This is a genomic window from Arthrobacter sp. 10N418 (assembly GCF_056394725.1).
The window spans coordinates 70,432-91,517 of sequence record NZ_JBFTIK010000005.1; the positions used below are offsets into that span (position 1 = coordinate 70,432).

Sequence of the window (21,086 nt, forward strand, 5' to 3'; positions counted from 1 at the left end):
GGCGAAAAAGTGCTGAAAGAACAAGAACTAGCGGGAGATCCGGAAGCCGTCCACCGGCGTGAGGTAGTCCCGGCCGGCTTCCATGAGCTCGCTGATCTTCTTCAACCCGGCCTCGGTGGGCGTGATGAGCGGCGGCCGGACGTAGCCGGAGGCGATCAGCCCGGCCTCGGCCATGAGCCACTTGCCGGGCGCCGGGTTGGTCTCGACGAAGAGCAGGTCCACCAGCGGGTGCACGCCGTAGTGGATTTCGCGGGCGGTCTCGAAGTCGCCCCCGACCCACGCTTTGTACATATCGGCGGAGGCCTTGGGCGCGATGTTCGCCAGGGCCGAGATGAAGCCCACGCCGCCGATTGCCATCAACGGCAGGCACAGCAGCTCGATCCCGGACCAGACCAGCAGGTCCTTGCCGGACAGGTGCATCACGCGGGAGAAATGTTCGAAGTCCTTGGTGGTCTCCTTGATTCCCACGATGTTCTCGAAGTCGCGGAAGAGCCGCGCCACCGTCTCGGGGGCCATGTCGACGGCGGTGCGCGAGGGCACGTTGTAGATCACGAACGGCATCTGGGGGAACTCCGTGGCGATCGTGGCGTACCAGCGGTACAGCGCCTCCTGCGTGGGGCGGGAGTAGTACGGTGTGATGATCATCGACGCATCAGCGCCGGCGTCGACGGCGGCCTGCGTGAGTTCGAGCGTCTCGGCCAGTTTTGCCGTCCCGGTGCCGGCCATGAAAGGGACCCGGTCGCCGATGGCGGCGGCGGTGGCGCGGATGGCGTCGGCGCGCTCCTCGACGGACTGGGCACTCGGTTCGCCTGTGGAGCCGCCGATCGTGATGCCCGACGAGCCGCTGGCAATCTGCCACTCGACCATGTTGCGCAGGCTTGCGTGGTCGACGTCGCCGGCGTCGGTGAACGGGGTGAACATGGCGGCGAGGGAGCCCTTGAGGTGCTGTTGGGGGTCGGAACGGAACTTCATCGTTATGTCCTTATCGCTCGGGGGAAAGGGCGGGCGCCGCGTCGGCGCGGCTGTGGGCAAGGTAGGCATCCAGGGTGGCGGCGCGGTGCGCGCGGGCGGCGCGTTCGACGTCGTCCGCGCCGGCCCCCGTCTCGATCAGCGCCAGCAGCGCCTCGTGTTCGGCCACGGATTCCCGGGCGCGGCCCGGGACGTAGCTGAAGGTGGAGGACCGCAGGGCCTGCAGCCGGTTCCAGCCGCGGTGCACGAGGTCCAGGATGTGGGGGTTGGGGCAGTGCTCGAACAGGACGGCGTGGAACTCCAGGTTCAGGCTTGTGAAGCGGACGGGATCGAAGTCCTCGAGGCAGTCGCGCATGAGGGCATTGACGCGGCGGGCACGGGCGATATCCGCAGCGGAGATCAGCGGTGCCGACAGCGCGGTGGCGGCGCCTTCGACGATGCTCAGCGTCTGCATCGTGTACAGGTATTCGGTGGGTTCGATCCCGGCCACAGTGGCGCCCACGTTGCGCTCGAACACCACGAAGCGCTCCGCTTCAAGCCTGCGGATCGCTTCCCGGACCGGGACGACGCTTACACCGAGGTCATCGGCGATCTTGGCCAGCACGATTCGGTAGCCGGGGGAGTACTCGCCGCTGAGGATGCTGGCCTTGATCGCGGCGTAGGCCTGCTCCGACTTGCTCGACGTTGCGGGCGTGCTCACCGTCCGGTCACCGTCCGTGCTGTTCACGGTTGCTGGCCCAGGCACGGTACTTTTCCTGCCACAGCGCATTCATGGGGTAGAGGCCGTCCACGCTGTGCCCGGCAGCCACCATCTCGGCGATGTAGGTCTCCTCGGCCTCCTGGACGATTGCGTCGTCGGCGACTTCTTCGGCGAGGGCCGGCGGGATCACGAGGACGCCGTCGGCGTCGCCCACGATGATGTCACCGGGCTGGACCGTGGCGCCGCCGCAGGAAATGGTCAGGTCCACGTCCCAGGGAATGTGGCGGCGGCCCAGGACGGCAGGGTGGGCATTGGCGAAGTAGGTGGGGATCTCCAGGGCGCCGACGGCGGTGACGTCGCGGACGCCGCCGTCGGTGATGATGGCCACTGCGCCGTTGATTTCCGCGCGGAGGGCGAGGATGTCCCCGACCGTGCCGGTGCCCTTCTCGCCGCGGGCCTCCATCACCAGGATCTCGCCCTCCCGCAGGGAGTCGATGGCGCGCTTCTGGGCGTTGAAGCCGCCGCCGTGGGTCTTGAACAGGTCCTCACGGTTCGGCACGTAGCGCAGGGTCCGGGCGACGCCGACCACCTTCCGGTCCGGCCGGGTGGAGTGCAGGCCGTCGATGCTGACGTTGTTGAGTCCGCGTTTGCGCAGCTGGGAGCTCAGGGTTGCTGTGCCGACCGACTCCAGTTTGGCTTTCAGCCCAGGGGCCAGGACAGCCGTCGGCAACGTGTCCGCGGCGGGCTGTTCCGGGGACGGCGTGCCGTAGGCTTCGGCTCGCTGGGCATCGTCGGTGCGCGGCCGGGCGCCGTAGTCGGCGAGCGGCACGGTGCCCTGGACCACCGTCGTGGTCAGGCGGCCGGTGCTCAGGCCCGACCCCGGTGCGTCGACTTCGATGTCCATCACGTCGCCTGGCTGGGCGACGGAGGCCCCTGCCGGCGTTCCCGTCAGGATGATGTCGCCGGGTTCAAGCGTGAGCAGCTGGGACAAGTCCGCCACGAGCCGCGCGAACGGGAAAAGCAGCGTGCCGGTGGTGTCTTCCTGCACCAGTTCGCCATTGAGCCAGGTGCGGACGCGGAGGCCGGCAGGATCGACGTCGCTGGCGGGAATCAGTCCCGGGCCGACCGGGGTGAAGCCGTCCCCGCCCTTGGAGCGCAGGTTGGAGCCCTTGTCCGCGTAGCGCAAGTCGTAGACGCCGAGGTCATTGGACGCGGTGACGAAGCCGACGTGCTCCCATGCGTCCGCCGGGGATACCCGGCGCGCCCGGGTGCCGATCACAAGCGCCACTTCGCCCTCGAAGCCCAGGAGCTCGCAGCCGTCCGGGCGTTCCACGGCACCCCCGCCAAGGCTCAGCGAGGACGATGGCTTCAGGAAGTAGGACGGCTGTTCGGGGGTGCGGCCGCGCTGGGCGGCCCGGCTGGGGTAGTTAATGTGTACCGCGATGACCTTGCCCGCGGCGGCCAGCATGTCCTGCGAAAGCCCGTCCATCGCAACTCCTCATTGAGTATGAAATCGTATACGATACAAAATGCCCGAGTGGGGGTGGATTGTCAAGCAGGCGACGAGACTCATGAATGGTGCTCGCTAAGTGGGGTGCGTGCCTCATTTGGGAAATGCTCGCGAAACGTGTCCGGCTGCGGGTGCTGCTGGGACCATGATGGATGGGTCAGGGGTTGTCGTTGTCAGCGCGCAGGGAGATCACCAAGCAATCCGCGGCGGAGTACGCGCGGGCGGCCAAGAAGGACAAGGGAAGGATCCTGGACGATCTGGTCGCTGTCACCGGCTGGTCCCGGGCCAACGCCCGCCGCGCGTTATCCACGGCGCTGAAACGCAGGACTCCGGTGCGGAAAGCGAAGCGGAAGCCCCGTCCGCGGACTTATGGATACGACACGCTGACGGCCTTGATCAGGGTCTGGCGGCTGGCCGGCATGCCCTCGGGCAAGTATCTCGCGGCGACCATGGACCTGTGGCTACCGAAACTGGAAGCCTATGGTGAGCTGAAAAGTGTGCGGTTCAGCCCGGAAATCCGGAACCAGCTCATGGCCGTCTCCGGGGCCACGATCGACCGGCTCCTGAAGCCCACCCGCGAGGATAGCGCCCAAGGGCCTGTCCGCCACGAAGGCCGGCAGCGAGCTCCGCTCGGCCATTGCGGTGCGCCGGGCCGGACAGGAACACGAGCAGGTTCCCGGGTTCATCGAGGCGGATCTGGTCTCACACTGCGGCCCTGCACTGGTGGGGGAATTCGCCCGCACCCTGACCGCCACCGACGTGTTCACCGGCTGGACGGAGAACGTCGCAATCCGCAACAGCGCCTACAAATGGATCCTCGCAGCGATGGAAACCGTCGCGGAACGCCTGCCGTTCCCGCTCACGGGTCTGGACACCGACAACGGCGGGGAGTTCATCAACCACGCCCTCGTCGGCTGGGCAACAGCCCGGGACATCTACTTCACGCGCGCCAGGCCCTACAAGTCCAACGACAACGCCCATGTGGAGCAGAAAAACGGTGACATCGTGCGCCGCCACGCCTTCCACTACCGGTACGACACCGCACTGGAACTGCAGCTGCTCAACGAGCTCTACGCCCTGGTGCGGATCCGGTTCAACATGTTTACCGCGACGAAGAAGGCCATCGGGTGGCGGGAGAACCGGAACGGCCACAAAACCCGCATCTACGACAAACCCCGAACCCCCTACCGGCGGGTCACCGACGCGGGTGTGCTCACACCCGCGAAAGCCGTTGAACTCGAGGCCCTGTTCAGCTCCACGAACCCCGCCGATCTCACCCGCGGAATCACAGACATCCAGCTCCAGCTCATCAGCCTCGCCGCCGACAAGACCCAGGCAATGCGCCAGCCACCAACGCGAGCAAAAATACGTGAGGCTCGCACAGCCGTTTCGCGAGCATCTTGACATGAGGCACCACGGCAGGCGGGCGGTGTCGGGCAGCGCCGGGCGTCAACCCAGCTGGGCTTCGATGCGGGCGGCGCCCGCCGCCAGTGCGGCTGCCACTTCGTTCGGGTCCTGGGCCGCCCGGATGTAGACGACGGCGAGGGCCGCCGGCCGGCCTCCCGGCACCCGGATCGGCACCGCGAGCGAGGAGACGCCGGCGATCACCTCGTCGTGGCTGGCAGCGAAGCCGCGGCTTCGCGCTTCGGCCGCCTCCGTGCGGTAGGCGATCCCGGGTGCCAGGGCGTTCCATTCCTGTTCCGACAGGGCCGACTGGATGGCAATGCCGGGCGCGCCGGTGTTGATCGGATGCCGTGAGCCCGGGTGCTGGACGACGGCGGCCCCCGTGCGCCGCGGATCCACGGTGACCAGGGTGACACAGTCCTCGTGGTCCCACACCGCGACGAAGGCGCTCATCGCCAGGGTGTTGGCCAGCTGGGTGAGCTCCGGCAGTGCCGCCGTCTGCAGGCTGCGCGATACGCCCCGGGCAAGAACGGCGAGGCCCGGGCCGGGCTGGACCCGGCCGGCGTCGTCGCGCACCAGCAGGGAGTGGTCCTCCAGGGTGCGCAGGATGCGGTACGCCACGGAGCGGTGGACGCCCAAGGCGTCGGCGAGCTCGGCGATGGTCAGCGGCTGCTGGGCTTCGGCGAGGATCTCCAGTGCCCTGATCCCGCGGGACAGCGTCTGCGACGGGGATGCCTGGGTGCTGCCGGCGGTCGGGGTCATGGTGTCCATCCTAGGGGCGGGCGTTTGCGGGGCCGGGAACGCCGTCGCCCGGCCCTTGTGCCGGGGCTTACAGTGCGCTAGCGTTCTATATGAGAACTACGTGTTCGATTATAGAACACATAACTTGTAGATCACAGAATCAATGGAACACGGCGGTTGCTCACAGCGGCCCTCAACCACACCATCAGATGCAGGGGATCAACGATGATTGCCAAGCCACCGGCCCACCCCGCGGCGGGCGTCCCGGGCCGCACCTCCGCACCGCGTGCCAACCATTTCCGCGGCAGCCTGGGCAGGTTTGCCACCGGCGTCGCGATCGTCACGTTTGACGGCGTCACCAAGCGCCACGGCATCACGGTCAACTCCTTCACCTCGGTGTCGATGGATCCGCCGCTCGTGCTGGTGAGCATCGCGCGCACCACCAGGGCGCACGACGAACTCGCCGGCCGGCCTTTCACCGTGAACATCCTCGGCGCCGAACAGCGGCAGCTGGCGATGCACTTCGCCGGGCGGCCCGGGCCGGAGCCGCTCTGGGTGGAGGGCGGGACGGCACCGCGGCTCTCGAAGGTGCTCGCGTATTTCGAATGCAAGCCCTGGGCCGCGTACGACGGCGGCGACCACACGCTCTACATCGGCGAGGTGGTGGACTTCAACTACCGCAACGGCGACGCCCTGGCCTTCGCCAACAGCACGTTCACCACCCTTCCGGAAAGCCAGCTGGGCATGGAAGACCTGCTCTGACGCGCAACGTCACGCCAGGCCTTTTCCACGACGGCCCCTGGAACGCGGCCGTAGAAGACGGCACTTGCAACACACAGCTCAACGACGACTGGAGAAACGACCATGGGTATCCGTACCGGACAGCAGTACCTGGACAAGCTCAACTCAATGACCCCGCACGTGGTGATCGACGGCGAGGTGGTCAGCGAGAAGATCGCCGAACATCCGGCCTTCCGCAACGTGGCCCGCTCCTACGCGAAGCTCTTCGACATGCAGCACGATCCCAAGTACCAGGAGGCGCTCACCTACACCTCACCGAGCACCGGTGAGCTCGTCAACGCCTCCTTCCTGGTCCCGAAGACCATCGAGGACCTCCAGCGCCGCCGGCGCGCCATCTCCACCTGGGCCGAGTCTTCCAACGGCTTCCTGGGCCGTTCCGGCGACTACATGAACTCCTCGCTCACCGCGCTCAGCACAGCCGAGAAGTGGTTCTCGCAGGCTGACCCGAAGTTCGGCGAAAACATCCGAAACTACTACGAGTGGGCCCGGGAGAACGACGTCCTGGCCACGCACACCCTCATCCCGCCGCAGGTGAACCGCTCCGTCTCCGGCTCGGAGCAGCTCGGCGGCCAGCTCTCGGCCCGGATTGTCGAGGAGCGCGAGGACGGGATCGTCATCCATGGCGCCCGCATGCTCGCCACCATCGCCCCGATCGCCGACGAGCTCCTCGTCTTCCCGTCCACGGTGCTGCGCGGCACTCCGGAGGACGCGCCCTACTCCTACGCCTTCGCCATCCCCAACGATGCCCCGGGCCTGCGCTACCTCTGCCGCACCTCGCTGTACAACGGCGGAAGCACCCACGACGAGCCGCTGGCTTCCCGCTATGAGGAAATGGACGCCGTCGCGGTCTTTGACCACGTCTTCGTGCCCAACGAGCGCATCTTCATGCTCGGCAACCCGCAGCTGTGCAATGGCTTCTACTCTGAAACCGGTGCCGGCGCGCTCATGACGCACCAGGTGGTCACCCGCACCATCGCCAAGAGCGAGTTCTTCCTGGGACTGGCGTCCGAACTGGCCGAATCGATCGGCATTGACGGCTTCCAGCACATCCAGGAGGACATCGCCGAGCTGATTGTCGACGTCGAAATCGGCCGGGCGCTGGTCCGCGCCTCCGAGGCCGACGCCGAACTCAACGACGCCGGTGTCATGCTGCCGAAGTGGTCCACCCTGAACGCGGCCCGGAACTGGTACCCCAAGATTGCCCAGCGCTTCCCGCAGATCATCCGAAAGTTCTCGGCGTCGGGCCTCATGGCGCTGCCGGGCGAGGCGGACGTCAACAGCGAGGCGCGGGCGGACATCGAGCTGTACCTGCAGGGCAAGACCCTGACCGGCCCCGAGCGGGTCCGGCTGTTCAAGCTGGCCTTCGACGCCTCCATTTCGGGGTTCTCCGGGCGCCAGTCGCTCTACGAATACTTCTTCTTCGGGGATCCGGTCCGGATGGCCGGCGCTCTGGTGAACAGCTATGACCGCGAGCCGGTCCGTGCCCGGGTCCGGGAGCTGCTCAATCGCGCGGACTGACGCGCGGAAAACATTTCCGAGTTGTGTGCGCCCTGTCACATTTCCGTAGTAGTCTTCTTCTACTGACTGACCGTTCGATCAGTATTTGAACGATGTCAGGCATTTTCCTCGCATCCACCCGGGCATGACCTCTGCCCAGAGCAATGGAGTTTCAATGACCGCAACTTCAACCGTCGATTCCGAGGCGGGCCCCAGCAGCAAACACGAGGAGCGCAAGGTCCTCGCCGGCACGCTGGTCGGGACCACGATCGAGTGGTACGACTTCTTCATCTTCGCCCAGCTGACGGCTACGCTTCTGTCGCCGCTGTTCCTCGCCCCGCTGAACGATTCCAACCCGGGCCTGGCGCAGATCCTGTCATTCGCCCTCATCGGCATCAGCTTCCTCTTCCGCCCGCTCGGTGCGATCATTGCCGGCCACCTCGGCGACCGCCTCGGCCGCAAGGCCATGCTGGTCTTCACACTGGTCATGATGGGTGCTGCAACGGCCCTCATCGGAGTGCTGCCGACCTACAAGGAGATCGGCGTCTGGGCGCCGATCCTGCTGATCACCCTCCGCGTGATCCAGGGCTTCTCCGCCGGCGGCGAATGGGGCGGCGCTGCCCTTATGGCGGTGGAGCACGCTCCCATGAGCAAGCGCGGCCTGTTCGGCGCGTACCCGCAGATCGGTGTCCCGGTGGGCATGATCCTCGCGACCGGGCTGCTGTTCTTCCTCAACACCGGCATGTCCAAGGAAGCCTTCGGCGCCTGGGGCTGGCGCGTGCCGTTCCTGCTCTCCATTGTGCTGATCGTGGTCGGCTACCTGATCCGCAGGGCCGTCGCCGAAAGCCCGGTCTTCAAGGAAATGACGGCCCGCAAGGAAGAAAGCAAGGCGCCCCTCGGTGAGCTCATCCGGAAGCACAAGAAGGCCGTCCTGTATTCGACGATGATCTTCATTGGCAACAACGCCGCCGGTTACCTGCTGATCGCGTTCTTCATCTCCTACGCCACGAAGTCACTGAAGATGCAGACCCCGCAGATCCTGCTGGCCACCACCCTGGCGTCCTTCGGCTGGCTGATCTTCACGCTGGTGGGCGGCTGGCTTTCGGACAAGATCGGCCGCGTCAAGACGTTTCTGATCGGCTATGCGATCGTCTTCGCCTGGATGATCCCGATGTTCGCCCTCATCGACACCAAGGACATCGTGCTGTACGGCGTCGCGCTGTTCGTCCTCACCATCGGCCTGGGCCTGTCCTACGGTCCGATGTCCGCCATGTACGCGGAAATGTTCCCCGCAAACGTCCGCTACTCCGGCATCTCGATCGGCTACGCGTTCGGGGCCATCCTGGGCGGCGCTTTCGCCGCAACGATTGCCGAAGCGCTTCTGCAGGGCACCCACTGGACCGGTTCCATCGGGATCTACATCATGATCCTGTGCGTCATTTCCGCCGTCGGCGTCGTGCTGGCCAAGGAGACAAAGGGCCGCCTGCTCGGCGTCAGCAACCACTGACCACTTCGACTAACGGCGCGGGGTCACTTCGCGCCCATCTGCCACCGGTTGATGGGCCCGGGTGACCCCGCGTTGTTGTGTGTGCGGATCACCCGGGCCGGGCACCGAGGATCCGGACGACGTCGTCATCCCGCACTTGCGTGAAAGTCCTGTAATAGCTGCCGACGGCGCGGAACTGGCCGGGCGTATGCAGGCAGAAGACCGTGTCGGCGAGCTGCTCCAGGGAGATCTGGGCGTCCAGTGAGGCGACGGGGACCGCGACGACGACGGATGCGGCGCCCGCCGCCCGCACAGCCTCGACGGCGGCCCGCATGCTCGCTCCGGTGGCCAGGCCGTCATCGACCAGGATCACGGTATTGCCGTCGACGTCCGTCCGGGATCCCGGATACGCCGCGGCTCGCCGTTCCAGTTCCGCCCGGGCCGTTGCCTCCACCTGGTCCAGCGCGGACTGCCGGACCCCGACTTCGAGGAGCCGGTCCATGAGCGACCGGTTCAGTACACGCACCACCCGGCCGTTTGACCATGCCAGCGCCCCGAAGGCCGTCTCCTCATGGCCGGGGACCCCCAGCTTCCGGACAGGAAGCGCAGCGAAGGGAAGCCGGAGCGCGCCGGCCGCCGCTGCCGCAACCGGCACGCCGCCGCTGGCCAGGCCCAGCACCATGGTCATCGGGCGTCCGCGGAACTGGGGGAGCACACCGGCCAGGCGTCGTCCGGCCTCTTCGCGGTCTGTGAAGCGCGTGCCCATGGCATCCCTCTCCCGGTTCCTGCCGCTTCACGTCGTCCCGATATGCGCCGGGTGACCCCGCGTTGGAAATAGCGCGTTGGAACTAGACGCCCAGGAAGCTGATGGCTCCCTGCTTGAAGGCGCGGCTCGTGATGGCGTTGGTGTGGTTCCGGCCGGGCAGGAGGAGCTGCTCGACCATGGTGCCGGCATTGGCGCCCAGGGCGGCAAGCTCCGGCATGGTCGCGGCGCGGTCATCGTTCTCGCCGGCCACGAGCAGCATCGGCATGTGCGGCACGGCCTCGGCGGGATCGAACGGCTCGCCCTTGACGGCCTCCACGAGCGACAGCAGCGAGAAAATGTTGTTGCTCGGCAGCATCTGCGCCATCTTCAGCAGCCCCGCGGTGGATGAGTCAGCGATCGGGCTGCCGTCGGCGAGGTACCGCTGCGCGGCGACGAGGTCAAAGTCGGCCAGCGGATCGGCGACGTTCGGACCGCCCAGGACCAGCCGGTGCACCAGTTCGTGCTGGGTGGCGCCGAACTCCCAGGCCAGCCGGGACCCGAGGGAGTATCCGATCAGGTCGAGCCCGCTGGACGGGTCGCCGTCGCGCAGGGGGCGCGCGCCGGCGTCGAACGCTATCTGGAGCAGGTCCGCGCGGATCCTGCTGGGCGCGTAGGAGTCCATGTCCTCGGGGGCGCCGCTGCGGCCGTGGCCGGGCAGGTCCACCGTAATGACGCGGCGGCCGGCGTCCACGAGCGCGCTGACCCAGCCGGTGTCCTCCCAGTTCAGCTTGGAGGAGGAGGAAAAGCCGTGCAGCAGCAGGACCGGGCGGAGTCCGGCGTCGTTCCGGGGTTCGTGCACCCCGACGTACAGCTGGGGGTCGGTGCCCTCGACGGTGTGGGAATGCTGTTCGCCGGTGTGTCTGCCGCTCATGGTGTCAATCCTCATCAAGTACGGCGCTCAGGCGGACCCGGCGCTTCGGTGCCTCTTCCTTCGGGACCGTGCCCACGATGCCGGCGGTGTTGTCCGGCACCTCAAACACAATCAGGGGCTCGCCGACGTTGATCTTGTCCCCGGGCCCGCCGTGGATACGCACTACCTTACCTGCCTGGGGGCTGGGTAATTCGACGGCCGACTTGGTGGTTTCGACCTCCACGAGGGGCTGATTGCGCTCCACCTGGTCGCCGGGGGAAACGAGCCATTCCAGCACGGTGGCCTCGATCAGGCCCTCGCCGAGATCGGGCAGGGGGAACGATATTTCAGCCACGGCGGTACTCCAATACTCGCTGGATCCCGAAGAGGATCCGGTCAATGTTCGGGATGTATTCGTCTTCCAGATCGCCCGAGGGGTACGGGACGTCGAAGCCGGTGACGCGCTCCACCGGCGCCCTGAGGGTATCGAAGCAGCTGTGCGTGATCAGCTGCGCCACCTCGGCGCCGAGGCCTGAGGTCAGGGGCGCTTCGTGGACGACGACGGCGCGGCGGGTCTTGCGCACGGAGGCGGCCAGGGCTTCGGCGTCGATCGGCTTGAGCCAGCGCAGGTCCAGGACCTCGACGTCGATGCCGTCCTCGGCGGCGAGTTCGGCCACCTGCAGGCAGCGGGCCACCATGGCGCCCCACGCGACCAGCGTGATGTGGCGGCCCTCGCGCATGACCTTGGCGCCCGTGGGGGAACCGCCGGCCGCGTCGTGCCTGGCGACGTCCACTCCGCCCTTTTGCCAGTACCGCGACTTCGGTTCCATGAAGATCACCGGATCCGGCCGTGTCGCGGCGTACTTGAGCAGGTGGTAGGCCTCGTGCGGGTTCGACGGCGAGACCACCTTCAGTCCGGGGACGTGGGCGAACAGCGCCTCGAGGCTTTCGCCGTGGTGTTCGGGGGCGCGGATGCCGCCGAAGCTGGGGACGCGCAAAGTGATGGGCATCGGCAGGGTGCCCCGGCTGCGGTAGTTCATGCGTGCGATCTGGCAGACGATCTGGTTGATGGCCGGGTAGGCGAAGCCGTCGAACTGGACCTCGGGGATGGGGTGGAAGCCGGCCATCGCCAGGCCCACCGACATGCCGAGGATGCCGGATTCCGCCAGCGGGGTGTCAAAGACGCGCTGCTCGCCGTGTTTGGCCTGCAGTCCGTCGGTGATCCGGAAGACGCCGCCGAGCCGGCCGCAGTCCTCACCGAAGATCAGGGTTTTGGAATTTTCCGCCAGCACCTCGTCGAGGGCGCGGTTCAGTGCCTGCTGCATGGACATCAGGGTGGTGGGGTGCTGGGCGGCTGCTTCGGCAGTGTTGGTGACAGTGCCGCCGGCAGTGCTCCCGCCTGTGTTGTCGGCAGTGCTCTTGCCTGTGTTGTCGGCAGTGCTCTTGCCTGTGGCACTTTCGCTTTCGAGAATCGAGTTAGACATGTTCGGACTCCTCGCGCCAGTTGGCGGACTGGGCCTGCAGGGCCGGGGTGGTTTCCTGGAAGACCAGGTCAAACATTTCGGTGCCGGGGCGGGAGCCGAGGGCCTGGATGCCGGTGCGGATCTGCTCCTCTTCGGCCTTGGCAGCGGCCAAGGCCCCGGCGAAGAAGGCCTCGTCCGCGATGTCGTCGGCGAGCAGCCGCTGCCGGAGACGTTCGAGCGGATCCACGCCCGCGCCGTCGCGCTCTTCGTCCAGGGAGCGGTAGCGTCCGGGGTCATCGGAAGTCGAGTGCGGGCCGCGGCGGTAGGTCATGGCTTCGATAACGACGGGCCCGTTGCCGGCGCGGGCGTGCGCGAAGGCCCGGCGGGTGGCCTCGACGACGGCGGTGACGTCGTCGCCGTCGATCTTCAGCGCCGGGATGCCGTACCCGGCGGCTCGGGCTGCGACGGAACCGCCGGCCACCTGACGTTCGGTGGGGACCGAGATGGCCCAGCCGTTGTTCTGGATGAAGAACACCACGGGTGCCTTCATCACCGCGGCGAAGTTCATGGCCTCGTGGACATCGCCCTGCGAGGAGGCGCCGTCGCCGAAGTAGCTGAGGGCAACGCCGAGCTCTCCGCCGGCGTCCGCGCTGCCGGCGAGCGTCTGGCCGTGGGCCCAGCCGACGGCGTGCAGCACCGAACCGGCGACGACGGCCTGGATCGGGGCGAGGCGGGATTCCATCGGATTGTAGAGCCCGCCGTGCCACGTGGCTTTGTGCGTGGACATGTAGGCGACCATGTCCACCCCCATGGTGCGGGCGACGCCCATTTCGCGGTAGGTCGGGAAGACGAAGTCACGGGTGGTGTCCACGGCGTAGCCGCTGCCGACCTGAGCCGCTTCCTGCCCGAGCTCGGGCGCATAGCCGGGGATGATGCCCTGCCGCTGCCACGCGATGGCGGAGGTATCGAGGTGGCGCACGGCCACCATCAGCGAGTAGAGCTCGCGGAGTTCCGCGGGAGTCAGCGGCGCGGCAGCGTCGCCGGAAACCGCCAGGGGAAGTGTGTCCATGCCTGTGACCCTAGTCACCCGGACGGCGCCGGGCAATCAGCTCAGAAAATGCCGTCCAGACTGCACAATGCGGCCAGCCGAATCGCCGTCCAGCGTTACAAGTTGTGCAGTTGCAGTGCTACCCAACTGACTGGCAGCAGGGGCCGTTTTGAGGGCGCAAAACGGCCCCTGCTGCTAGCTAGTTGGGCTGGTGCGCCCTGCTGCGGGTGAGCCGGGCACCGATCCAGCACGCCGCGGCGATCCCGGCGACCAGGGCCAGGGTGCTGAACAGCTGACGGCTGCTGTCGGGGCTGCTGAAGCCGACCGCAAAAATCAGGGCGAGGAGGACGAGCCCGAAGACCGTGAGGCCGGGGAAGCCCTTCATTCGCAGCGGCAGGACAGTGCCGTCGCGGTCGGCGCGGCGGCGCAGGATCAGCTGGGAGACCAGGGCGGTGCCCCACACGACGAGGCAGGTCGAGCCGACGAGCTGGAACAGTGCCGGCAGGATCTGCCCCGGGAAGAGGAGTTCCAGCACTGCGGCCAGGAAGCCGAAGGCCACGGAGATGCTGACGGCCACCACCGGGACGCGGGCCTTGTTGAGCCGGGACAGGATCCGCGGCGCCTCGCCGCGGGTGGACAGGGAGTAGACCATGCGCGAGGCTCCGTAGAGGTTGGCGTTGAGCGCCGAGAGGAGCGCGATGACGGCCACGAGGGTGATGGCGGTGCCGGCCCCCGGGATCCGCGCGACGTCCAGGACGCCGGCGAACGGGGACTTCAGGGCCTTCGACGTCGAGGGCAGCACGGCGGCGATCACGAAGACGGAGCCGATGTAGAACACCAGGATCCGCCAGACCACGGTGCGGATGGCCACTCCCACGCTGTGCGCGGGGTTCTCCGTCTCGGCTGCGGCCACGCTGACGATCTCGGTGCCGCCGAAGGCGAAGATCACCACGAAGAGGGCGGTGGCAATACCGCCCAGACCCGCCGGGGCGAAGTTGGTCGTGAAGTTGTGCAGTCCCGGGGAGGGGACGGCCGGGAGCCAACCCAGCAGCAGTGCGGCGCCCACGCCAAGGAACAGCAAGATGGCGGCAACCTTGAGGATGGCGAACCAGAACTCGAATTCGCCGAAGTTCTTCACCCCGGCCAGGTTGATGGCCGTGAAGAGAGCCATGAAGATCAGCGACAGCGCCCAGACGGGAACCACGGGCCAGACCGTGAAGAGGAGGCCTGCGGCCCCGAGGGCTTCGGCGGCAATGACGACAACAAGCTGCAGCCACCAGAGCCAGCCGACCGTGGCGCCCGCTGTCTTGCCCATGGCCTTTTGTGCGTAGACGGAGAACGCGCCGCTGTTGGGGTTGGCAGCGGCCATCTCGCCCAGGGCCCACATGACCAGGATGATCAGGGTTCCCGCGACGAGGTAGGAGATGAGGACGGCCGGGCCGGCTGCCTGGATGCCGGCCCCGGATCCCAGGAACAGGCCGGCGCCGATCGCGCTGCCGAGCCCCATCATGGTGAGTTGGCGTGGCTTCATGCTGTGGCCGAGTTTCAGGGCCGGGCGCTCCGCGGTGGACTTCATTGTCATGCTTGCGAACCTTCTTGTGGTTTTTGATCCTTGCGTCCTTATGGGACCTCTTGAATTTACCGTCTTTGCAGCGACCCGGCAGGCGGACGGCAGCTGCTGCCGTGAGACCATGGTTGCAGTTTGCTAGCTGGAATCCAGTAACGATGGCGGTTTGCCAAGGCGGGATCCCGCGGGAAGGAAAATTCCATCGACGTTGACATCCTGGACGCCAAAATTGTCCGATTCTTCACGGACTCGCCGCGGGCGTCCGTCCTGGAAGCCTCACGCGTCCTGAAAGTTGCCCGCGCCACGGTGCAGTCCCGGCTGGACCGGATGCAGGACAGCGGCGTCATCGGCTCCTGGGTACCGCAGCCTGATCCGGCGCACTTCGGCTTTCCGGTAGTGGCGTTTTGTTCCCTGACGATCAACCAGGACCTCGGGCACGACGCCGTCGTGGAGGCCCTCGCCCAGATCCCCGAACTGATCGAGATCCACACCGTGTCGGGCAGTTCGGATCTCATGGCGCGCATCGCGGCCCGCTCCAATCCGGACCTCCAGCGGGTGATCGACGCCATGATCGCCACCAGGACCGTGCTGCGGTCCTCGTCGGTCATCGTGCTCAACACCCACTTCCAGGGCCGCACCCTGCCGCTGCTGGAAGCCGCCGCCCAGCGCCGGTAAGCGCCGGGCGCCGCCGGCGGGGCCGCCCGGCCGGCGAGCCGCGGTAAGCCGCCGAGGACCTACAGGACGCTGAGGTTCCCGGGCAGGCCGGAGCGCCCGGTGAGCAGGAGCAGCAGGTCCGGCGCCGAGGTCAGCCGCGCGCCGATGGCCCCGGCAAGTTCCAGGGACGCCGCGACCGCGGGGGAGAGCGCGGCGGGCGGCGCGATGCCGAGGGCGCGCGCCAGGTCCAGGCCGTGCACGGCCAGTTCAAAACTGCGGGTCGGCAGGTAGTCGATGAGCGTCATGGCCCCGGCGGCGGTGGCGACGGGCGCGTCGTCGGGGGTCTTCCCGACGAGTTCCGTGACCCGGCCCACGAGCGCCCTGACTGCGGCGGCCGGATCCGGGCCAAGGGCGTCGCCGGTCTCCCGGCCGCGCGCGGCGATGGCCTCGGCCGCCACGCCGCCGCGAACCGCCAGGAAATAGGCCACCGGGCCCTCCACCCGGTCTCCCGTGGCGGGCGCGGAGAGGTACGCCTCGACCGTGCTCAGCGCCCGGCTCGTGTGGCCCGTCAGCCCGCGGACGTCCCATTCGCCCAGTGCGGGCCGGCTCCAGGCGGCTTCCGGAACTTGTTCCACCAACTCCAGGAACGCACCTGCCGCTCCGAGGTAGCACGATCTAATCGCTGCACTGTCCATGGCGCCGATTATTGCCGCCTCCGGCGCGGGCTTCAACCACTCAGCGCGGGACCGCAGCGGCAGGCAGGGTCCGACACATTTCTTTTCGGGAGCGCGGGGTCGTAGAATTAGTTCTAGTCACTTTGACTATAACTAATCCGGCGGTCGGGCCGGAATCCTCGTGCCGGCCCGTATGGGATCGGTCAGGAGCCAGGAATGCGGGGTGGATCGCCATTTACACGACAGCTGCCAACGTCTCGGAGCGTCAGCTCGCTCCGCCGTCTCTGGCCATCTCCACCGTGATCTTCGCTCTCCGGCCCAGCGAGCGCTCCGGGCGCCCCACCCTCTGGATCCCGTTGGTGCGCCGGATCAGGGAGCCGTTCCTGGGCCTCTGGGCCCTCCCCGGCGGACCGCTGACCCACTCCGAATCACTGCAGGACGCCGCCTCCCGGAACCTGCGGGAAACGACCGGTCTGGCACCCAGCTACCTGGAACAGCTCTACGCCTTCGGGGGCCTGCACCGCTCGCCGTCCCAGCGCGTCGTCTCGATCGTGTACTGGGCGCTCGTCCAGCCCACCGAGGCCGCGCTCGCCGACGAATCCGAGAACGTCCGGTGGTTCCGGGCCGACCGGCTTGGAGAGCTGGCCTTCGACCACAACGCGATCATCGAGTACGCCCTGTGGCGGCTGCGGAACAAGATGGCCTACGGATCCATCGCGTACCACCTGCTCGGCGAGTACTTCACTCTGGCCCAGGTCCGTGAGGTCTACGAGGCCGTCCTGGACCGCGAACTGGACCCGGCCAACTTCCGCCGCCAGGTCAAAGCCACGCCGGAGATTGAAGACACCGGCGAATACCTGCAGGGCGGCAAACACCGCCCGCCCCGCCTCTACCGCTTTACCGGCCGCCCCGGCCTTGACCCAGACAACAGGAGCACACCATGAGCAGCGTCAACACGGCAATCCGGCTGATCACGCGCGAGCAGGCCGTCACGTCCGCCGCCGGGGCGGCGGCCGCCACCTGCAGCCCGGCGCTCGTCCGCGGCCCGTGGGACTTCGACGCCGCCGAGGCTGCCGCCGGTGTGCCCGCCTACGGACCCGGGGCCTCCTCCGCCGACGTCGCCCCGGCGTCGACCCCCCGCCAGGGCCAGCTCCCGGAGGAATACAAGCTGGCGAGCGACGCCGAGCTCGACGCCCGGATCCGGGCCGCCAAGGCTGCGCTCGGTGACCGTGCCGTGGTCCTGGGCCACTTCTACCAGCGCGACGAGGTGGTCGAGCACGCGGACTTCGTGGGCGACTCCTTCCAGCTCGCCAACGCGGCACTGACCCGGCCGGACGCCGAGGCCATCATCTTCTGCGGCGTCCACTTCATGGCCGAGACCGCAGACATCCTGTCCCGGCCGGACCAGGCTGTCATCCTGCCGAACCTGGCGGCCGGCTGCTCCATGGCGGACATGGCGGACATTGATTCGGTGACCGAATGCTGGGAACAGCTGGAGGAACTGTTCGGCACGGAGCCCGACGCCGACGGCCGGGTTCCGGTCATCCCCGTCACCTACATGAACTCCTCGGCTGCGCTCAAAGGATTTTGCGGCGAGCACGGCGGCATCGTGTGCACGTCCTCCAACGCCGCGACCGTCCTTGAATGGGCGTTCGAGCGCGGCCAGCGGGTGCTGTTCTTCCCGGACCAGCACCTGGGCCGCAACACCGCCAAGGCCATGGGCGTGCCGCTGGAGCAGATGCCAATGTGGAACCCGCGCAAGGACCTCGGCGGCAACGACCAGCAGGCCCTTGAAGATTCCCGCGTGATCCTGTGGCATGGCTTCTGCTCGGTGCACAAGCGCTTCAACGTCGGCCAGATCGCGAAAGCCCGCGCCGAATTCCCGGACGTCCAGGTCATTGTGCACCCCGAATGCCCCATGGAAGTGGTGGACGCCGCCGATTCCGCCGGATCCACCGACTTCATCCGCAAGGCCATCGCCGCCGCGACCGAGCCGACCACCTTCGCCGTCGGAACCGAGATCAACCTGGTCAACCGGCTGGCCGCCGAATACCCGCAGCACACCATCTTCTGCCTGGATCCGGTGATCTGCCCCTGCTCCACGATGTACCGCATCCACCCCGGCTACCTCGCCTGGGTCCTGGAAGCGTTCGTCCGCGGCGAGGTGGTCAACCGCATCACGGTGGAAAACGAAGTCGCCGCCCCCGCGAAGGTTGCGCTCGAGCGGATGCTGGCGGCCCGGCCGTGACCAGGCCCGCACGCCTGGTCATTGTGGGCAGCGGGATTGCGGGGCTCTACGCCGCGCTCCTGGCCTCCGACGCCGTCGCGGACGACCGGACCGGCGCCCCCGCCGCCGAGGTCGTGCTTCTGACCAAGGGAAAGCTTGAGCAGAGCAACACTTTTTACGCCCAGGGCGGGGTCTCGGCCGTGCTGTCCCCGGACGAGGCCGCCCCGGGAGACTCCGTGGCCGCCCACATCGCCGACACCCTCGCCGCCGGAGCCGGGCTCAACGAGCCGGAGGCCGTTCGCGTCCTGTGCACCGAAGCAGCCCGGGACATCGAGGAGCTCCGCCGCTTCGGCATACTCTTCGACGCCGGGCCAGGCGGCGGCCCGGCCCTGGGCCTTGAGGCAGCCCATTCCGCGGCCCGGATCCTGCATGCCGGCGGCGACGCGACCGGTGCCTGCATCGCCCGCGGGCTTGTCGCTGCCGTCCTGGACCGCGCGGTCCAGGGCCGGCTCCGGGTTGAAACCAGCGCCTTCGTCACGAAGCTCCTGACCGGGCACACACCGGCGGAAGCCCCGACGGCGGCGGCCCGGGTCACCGGCGTCGGGTACCTCTCCAACGGAGCGCCGAAGCGGCTGGCCGCGGACGCGGTGCTGCTGGCCACCGGCGGCGCCGGACGGCTGTTTGCCCGCACCAGCAACCCCGCTGTGGCCACCGCTGACGGGCTGGCCCTGGCCTGGCGGGCCGGGGCTGCCGTGCGAGACCTCGAGTTCTTCCAGTTCCACCCGACGACCCTCGCCGCCGGGGAGATCCCCGGCGGGCCGCCGGCGCTGCTGATCTCCGAAGCCGTGCGGGGCGAGGGAGCGATCCTGCGCGATGCCGCCGGCCACCGGTTCATGCCCGACTATCATCCGGACGCGGAGCTGGCCCCGCGCGACGTCGTCTCCCGCAGCATCGCCCTGCACCTGGCGGCTTCGGGGGCGCCGGCGGACAGCCCGGTGTATCTGGATGCCCGAGGCATCGACGCCGCCCGGGGTGCAGGGTTCCTGGCCCGGCGGTTCCCCACGATCACGGCCGCCACCCGGGCCGCCGGCTACGACTGGACCACGGAAGCGATTCCCGTGTCGCCAGCAGCCCACTACTGGATGGGCGGGGTAGCCACCGATCTGTGGGGCCGTACCTCCGTTCCAGGCCTGTATGCCGCTGGGGAGGTCGCCCGCACGGGGGCCCAGGGCGCCAACCGGCTGGCGAGCAACTCGCTCCTGGAGGGCCTGGTCTTCGGCCGCCGCGCGGTGGAGGACCTCCTGGGTGACGAACCGTCGCACGACACCGCTGCTCCGCATGCTCCCCACGATCGCCCCAACCTCGCCAGCGCGGCCAGGGAACCCGGAGTGAGTTTCTCGCGGGAGGCTCTCGGGCGGTTGATGACCGCCCACGCCGGCGTGTTGCGCAGCGGCGAGCAACTGCGGGAGGCGGAGGCCACCCTTGCTGCCTGGGCCGCCGTCGTCCGTCCCGGGATCGTGACGAACGCGGCGGACCCGCGGGAGCACGAGGACCGAAACCTGCTGCTGGCCGCGCAACTGCTCGTCGCAGCGGCGCGGACGCGGACCGGATCGGTGGGCGCCCACTACCGTGCGGATGCGGACACCGCAGCCGCCCTCCCGGCGGTGCTCGCAGCCCCCGTCCGCGCCGCCCCTGAGGCCGGCACGCACAGCCATCGGCATGCCGCCGCTTCCCGTCCGAAACAAAGGATCACCTCATGAGCGCACCCGCCTCAGCCCGCCCCTCCGTCTCCCCGGTCACGGCGCTTGCCGGGACCCTGCCCGCCTCCGCCGTCGACGCGGTGCTGCGGGCCGCCCTGCAAGAGGACGCGCCGTACGGCGACATCACCTCGCAGACGCTGATCCCCGCCGACGCGCAGGCAACGGCGGTCCTCGCCGCCCGTGTTCCGGGTGTTCTCAGCGGCGGTGAGGTGTTTGCGGCCGCGATGACCCTGACGGATCCGGACGCCGTCGTCGAACTGCTCGTCAACGACGGCGAGTCCTTCCCTGCAGGGACTGCCCTGGCCCGCGTCACCGGGAATGCCCGTGCCGTGCTGCTCGCCGAGCGCGTCGCCCTGAACCTGGTCCAGCGGATGAGCGCCATCGCCACCCGTACGGCGGAGTTCGTCGAGCTCGTGGCGGGAACCCGGGCGCGGATCACCGACACCCGCAAGACGACGCCGGGACTGCGCGTGCTGGAACGCTACGCAGTGCGTTGCGGCGGCGGCGCCAACCACCGGTTCAGCCTCTCCGACGCCGTCCTGGCCAAGGACAACCACCTGGCGGTCCTGACCGGGGGCGACCCGGCGAAGCTTACTGCGGTGCTGCGGAACGCCAAGGCGCAACTGGGCCACACCATGCACTTCGAGGTGGAGGTGGACCGCATGGAGCAGATTGAACCCGTCCTGGCAGGCGGGGTGGACACCATCATGCTGGACAACTTTTCGCTGACCGAGCTCGCCGCCGGCGTGACGCTGATCGGCGGACGGGCCCGGGTCGAGGCCAGCGGCAACGTCAACCTGTCCACGGTCGCGGACATCGCCGCCACCGGCGTGGACGTCATCTCGATCGGCGCCCTCACCCACAGCGTCACCGCCCTCGACCTCGGGCTCGACATAGAGCTCGACGTTGACCCGGTAGCCGGCTGAGGGA

The 21,086-nt window shown here is 68.2% G+C and carries 20 protein-coding genes; 9 read left to right on the plus strand and 11 right to left on the minus strand.

Translation table 11 applies throughout. The features are described from left to right. Nucleotides 1-27: 27 nt before the first annotated feature. Genes dapA through AC1DCZ_RS05505 form a run of 3 tightly spaced genes read right to left on the minus strand, consistent with a single transcriptional unit; the run spans nt 28 to nt 3,158 of the window. The gene (gene dapA / locus AC1DCZ_RS05495; protein WP_476973688.1) at nt 28-972 is read right to left on the minus strand and encodes a 4-hydroxy-tetrahydrodipicolinate synthase; all 945 of its coding nucleotides are present in this window, start codon (nt 970-972) and stop codon (nt 28-30) included. A 10-nt stretch (nt 973-982) separates the two neighbouring features. Beyond that, nucleotides 983-1,714: a GntR family transcriptional regulator gene (locus tag AC1DCZ_RS05500; RefSeq protein ID WP_476973689.1), complete on the minus strand. Its 732-nt coding sequence runs from the start codon at nt 1,712-1,714 to the stop codon at nt 983-985. Continuing rightward, nucleotides 1,677-3,158, minus strand: coding sequence for a fumarylacetoacetate hydrolase family protein (locus AC1DCZ_RS05505; RefSeq protein WP_476973690.1), 1,482 nt, complete (start codon nt 3,156-3,158; stop codon nt 1,677-1,679). The genes AC1DCZ_RS05500 and AC1DCZ_RS05505 overlap by 38 nt, the downstream gene beginning before the upstream one ends. Nucleotides 3,159-3,821: 663 nt before the next feature. Between AC1DCZ_RS05505 and AC1DCZ_RS05510 the strand changes: the two genes are divergently transcribed. Beyond that, nucleotides 3,822-4,583 carry an integrase catalytic domain-containing protein gene (locus tag AC1DCZ_RS05510; protein WP_476973691.1) on the plus strand — a complete coding sequence of 254 codons (762 nt, stop codon included), beginning with the start codon at nt 3,822-3,824 and terminating at the stop codon, nt 4,581-4,583. Between the two features lie 45 nt (nt 4,584-4,628). Here AC1DCZ_RS05510 and AC1DCZ_RS05515 read toward each other — a convergent pair whose 3' ends face one another. After that, nucleotides 4,629-5,345: an IclR family transcriptional regulator gene (locus AC1DCZ_RS05515; protein WP_476973692.1), complete on the minus strand. Its 717-nt coding sequence runs from the start codon at nt 5,343-5,345 to the stop codon at nt 4,629-4,631. 204 nt (nt 5,346-5,549) lie between these two features. Between AC1DCZ_RS05515 and AC1DCZ_RS05520 the strand changes: the two genes are divergently transcribed. The 3 genes from AC1DCZ_RS05520 (at nt 5,550) to AC1DCZ_RS05530 (ending at nt 9,129) form a co-directional block, all read left to right on the plus strand. Further along, nucleotides 5,550-6,086 carry a flavin reductase family protein gene (locus AC1DCZ_RS05520; protein ID WP_476973693.1) on the plus strand — a complete coding sequence of 179 codons (537 nt, stop codon included), beginning with the start codon at nt 5,550-5,552 and terminating at the stop codon, nt 6,084-6,086. A gap of 102 nt (nt 6,087-6,188) precedes the next feature. Beyond that, entirely contained in the window at nt 6,189-7,643 is a 1,455-nt protein-coding gene (gene hpaB, locus AC1DCZ_RS05525) for a 4-hydroxyphenylacetate 3-monooxygenase, oxygenase component (protein ID WP_476973694.1), read from the plus strand. A gap of 154 nt (nt 7,644-7,797) precedes the next feature. Further along, a complete protein-coding gene (locus tag AC1DCZ_RS05530; RefSeq protein ID WP_476973695.1) occupies nt 7,798-9,129 on the plus strand; it encodes an MFS transporter in 1,332 nt (443 codons plus the stop codon). Between the two features lie 88 nt (nt 9,130-9,217). On the opposite strand, the gene AC1DCZ_RS05535 is transcribed toward AC1DCZ_RS05530, so the two are convergent. From AC1DCZ_RS05535 to AC1DCZ_RS05560, 6 genes are all read right to left on the minus strand, one after another. Continuing rightward, nucleotides 9,218-9,874 carry a phosphoribosyltransferase gene (locus tag AC1DCZ_RS05535; RefSeq protein WP_476973696.1) on the minus strand — a complete coding sequence of 219 codons (657 nt, stop codon included), beginning with the start codon at nt 9,872-9,874 and terminating at the stop codon, nt 9,218-9,220. Nucleotides 9,875-9,956: 82 nt separating this feature from the next. After that, nucleotides 9,957-10,784, minus strand: a complete 828-nt coding sequence (locus tag AC1DCZ_RS05540) for an alpha/beta fold hydrolase (RefSeq protein WP_476973697.1) — start codon at nt 10,782-10,784, stop codon at nt 9,957-9,959. Between the two features lie 4 nt (nt 10,785-10,788). Next, on the minus strand, nt 10,789-11,118 hold the full coding sequence (locus AC1DCZ_RS05545) for a biotin/lipoyl-containing protein (RefSeq protein ID WP_043482513.1): 330 nt from the start codon (nt 11,116-11,118) through the stop codon (nt 10,789-10,791). Then, a complete protein-coding gene (locus AC1DCZ_RS05550; RefSeq protein ID WP_476973784.1) occupies nt 11,111-12,094 on the minus strand; it encodes an alpha-ketoacid dehydrogenase subunit beta in 984 nt (327 codons plus the stop codon). Before AC1DCZ_RS05550 ends, AC1DCZ_RS05545 begins: the two co-directional genes overlap by 8 nt. A 145-nt stretch (nt 12,095-12,239) precedes the next feature. Next, entirely contained in the window at nt 12,240-13,295 is a 1,056-nt protein-coding gene (locus AC1DCZ_RS05555) for a thiamine pyrophosphate-dependent enzyme (protein WP_476973698.1), read from the minus strand. Nucleotides 13,296-13,473: 178 nt separating this feature from the next. Then, the gene (locus AC1DCZ_RS05560) at nt 13,474-14,856 is read right to left on the minus strand and encodes an amino acid permease (RefSeq protein ID WP_476973699.1); all 1,383 of its coding nucleotides are present in this window, start codon (nt 14,854-14,856) and stop codon (nt 13,474-13,476) included. 186 nt (nt 14,857-15,042) lie between these two features. Between AC1DCZ_RS05560 and AC1DCZ_RS05565 the strand changes: the two genes are divergently transcribed. Then, entirely contained in the window at nt 15,043-15,516 is a 474-nt protein-coding gene (locus AC1DCZ_RS05565; RefSeq protein WP_476973785.1) for an Lrp/AsnC family transcriptional regulator, read from the plus strand. A 59-nt stretch (nt 15,517-15,575) separates the two neighbouring features. Here the strand turns inward: AC1DCZ_RS05565 and AC1DCZ_RS05570 are convergent, their stop codons facing one another. Then, nucleotides 15,576-16,190: a maleylpyruvate isomerase N-terminal domain-containing protein gene (locus tag AC1DCZ_RS05570; RefSeq protein ID WP_476973700.1), complete on the minus strand. Its 615-nt coding sequence runs from the start codon at nt 16,188-16,190 to the stop codon at nt 15,576-15,578. Nucleotides 16,191-16,402: 212 nt separating this feature from the next. On the opposite strand from AC1DCZ_RS05570, the gene AC1DCZ_RS05575 reads away from it, so the two are divergent. Genes AC1DCZ_RS05575 through nadC form a run of 4 tightly spaced genes read left to right on the plus strand, consistent with a single transcriptional unit; the run spans nt 16,403 to nt 21,082 of the window. Next, entirely contained in the window at nt 16,403-17,113 is a 711-nt protein-coding gene (locus tag AC1DCZ_RS05575) for an NUDIX hydrolase (RefSeq protein WP_476973786.1), read from the plus strand. Next, nucleotides 17,110-18,417 carry a quinolinate synthase NadA gene (gene nadA, locus AC1DCZ_RS05580; protein ID WP_476973701.1) on the plus strand — a complete coding sequence of 436 codons (1,308 nt, stop codon included), beginning with the start codon at nt 17,110-17,112 and terminating at the stop codon, nt 18,415-18,417. The genes AC1DCZ_RS05575 and nadA overlap by 4 nt, the downstream gene beginning before the upstream one ends. Next, on the plus strand, nt 18,414-20,156 hold the full coding sequence (gene nadB, locus AC1DCZ_RS05585) for an L-aspartate oxidase (RefSeq protein ID WP_476973702.1): 1,743 nt from the start codon (nt 18,414-18,416) through the stop codon (nt 20,154-20,156). The genes nadA and nadB overlap by 4 nt, the downstream gene beginning before the upstream one ends. Continuing rightward, nucleotides 20,153-21,082 carry a carboxylating nicotinate-nucleotide diphosphorylase gene (nadC, locus tag AC1DCZ_RS05590; RefSeq protein ID WP_476973703.1) on the plus strand — a complete coding sequence of 310 codons (930 nt, stop codon included), beginning with the start codon at nt 20,153-20,155 and terminating at the stop codon, nt 21,080-21,082. Before nadB ends, nadC begins: the two co-directional genes overlap by 4 nt. The last annotated feature ends 4 nt before the right edge of the window (nt 21,083-21,086 follow it).

Coding starts and splice junctions, on each gene's coding strand:
- AC1DCZ_RS05560 (WP_476973699.1), bottom strand. CDS start 14,856: ATGACAATGAAGTCCACCGCGGAGCGCCCGGCCCTGAAACTCGGCCAC.
- nadC (WP_476973703.1), top strand. CDS start 20,153: ATGAGCGCACCCGCCTCAGCCCGCCCCTCCGTCTCCCCGGTCACGGCG.
- AC1DCZ_RS05555 (WP_476973698.1), bottom strand. CDS start 13,295: ATGGACACACTTCCCCTGGCGGTTTCCGGCGACGCTGCCGCGCCGCTG.
- AC1DCZ_RS05550 (WP_476973784.1), bottom strand. CDS start 12,094: ATGTCCATGCAGCAGGCACTGAACCGCGCCCTCGACGAGGTGCTGGCG.
- AC1DCZ_RS05520 (WP_476973693.1), top strand. CDS start 5,550: ATGATTGCCAAGCCACCGGCCCACCCCGCGGCGGGCGTCCCGGGCCGC.
- dapA (WP_476973688.1), bottom strand. CDS start 972: ATGAAGTTCCGTTCCGACCCCCAACAGCACCTCAAGGGCTCCCTCGCC.
- AC1DCZ_RS05530 (WP_476973695.1), top strand. CDS start 7,798: ATGACCGCAACTTCAACCGTCGATTCCGAGGCGGGCCCCAGCAGCAAA.
- nadA (WP_476973701.1), top strand. CDS start 17,110: ATGAGCAGCGTCAACACGGCAATCCGGCTGATCACGCGCGAGCAGGCC.
- AC1DCZ_RS05505 (WP_476973690.1), bottom strand. CDS start 3,158: ATGGACGGGCTTTCGCAGGACATGCTGGCCGCCGCGGGCAAGGTCATC.
- AC1DCZ_RS05515 (WP_476973692.1), bottom strand. CDS start 5,345: ATGACCCCGACCGCCGGCAGCACCCAGGCATCCCCGTCGCAGACGCTG.
- AC1DCZ_RS05540 (WP_476973697.1), bottom strand. CDS start 10,784: ATGAGCGGCAGACACACCGGCGAACAGCATTCCCACACCGTCGAGGGC.
- hpaB (WP_476973694.1), top strand. CDS start 6,189: ATGGGTATCCGTACCGGACAGCAGTACCTGGACAAGCTCAACTCAATG.
- AC1DCZ_RS05570 (WP_476973700.1), bottom strand. CDS start 16,190: ATGGACAGTGCAGCGATTAGATCGTGCTACCTCGGAGCGGCAGGTGCG.
- AC1DCZ_RS05535 (WP_476973696.1), bottom strand. CDS start 9,874: ATGGGCACGCGCTTCACAGACCGCGAAGAGGCCGGACGACGCCTGGCC.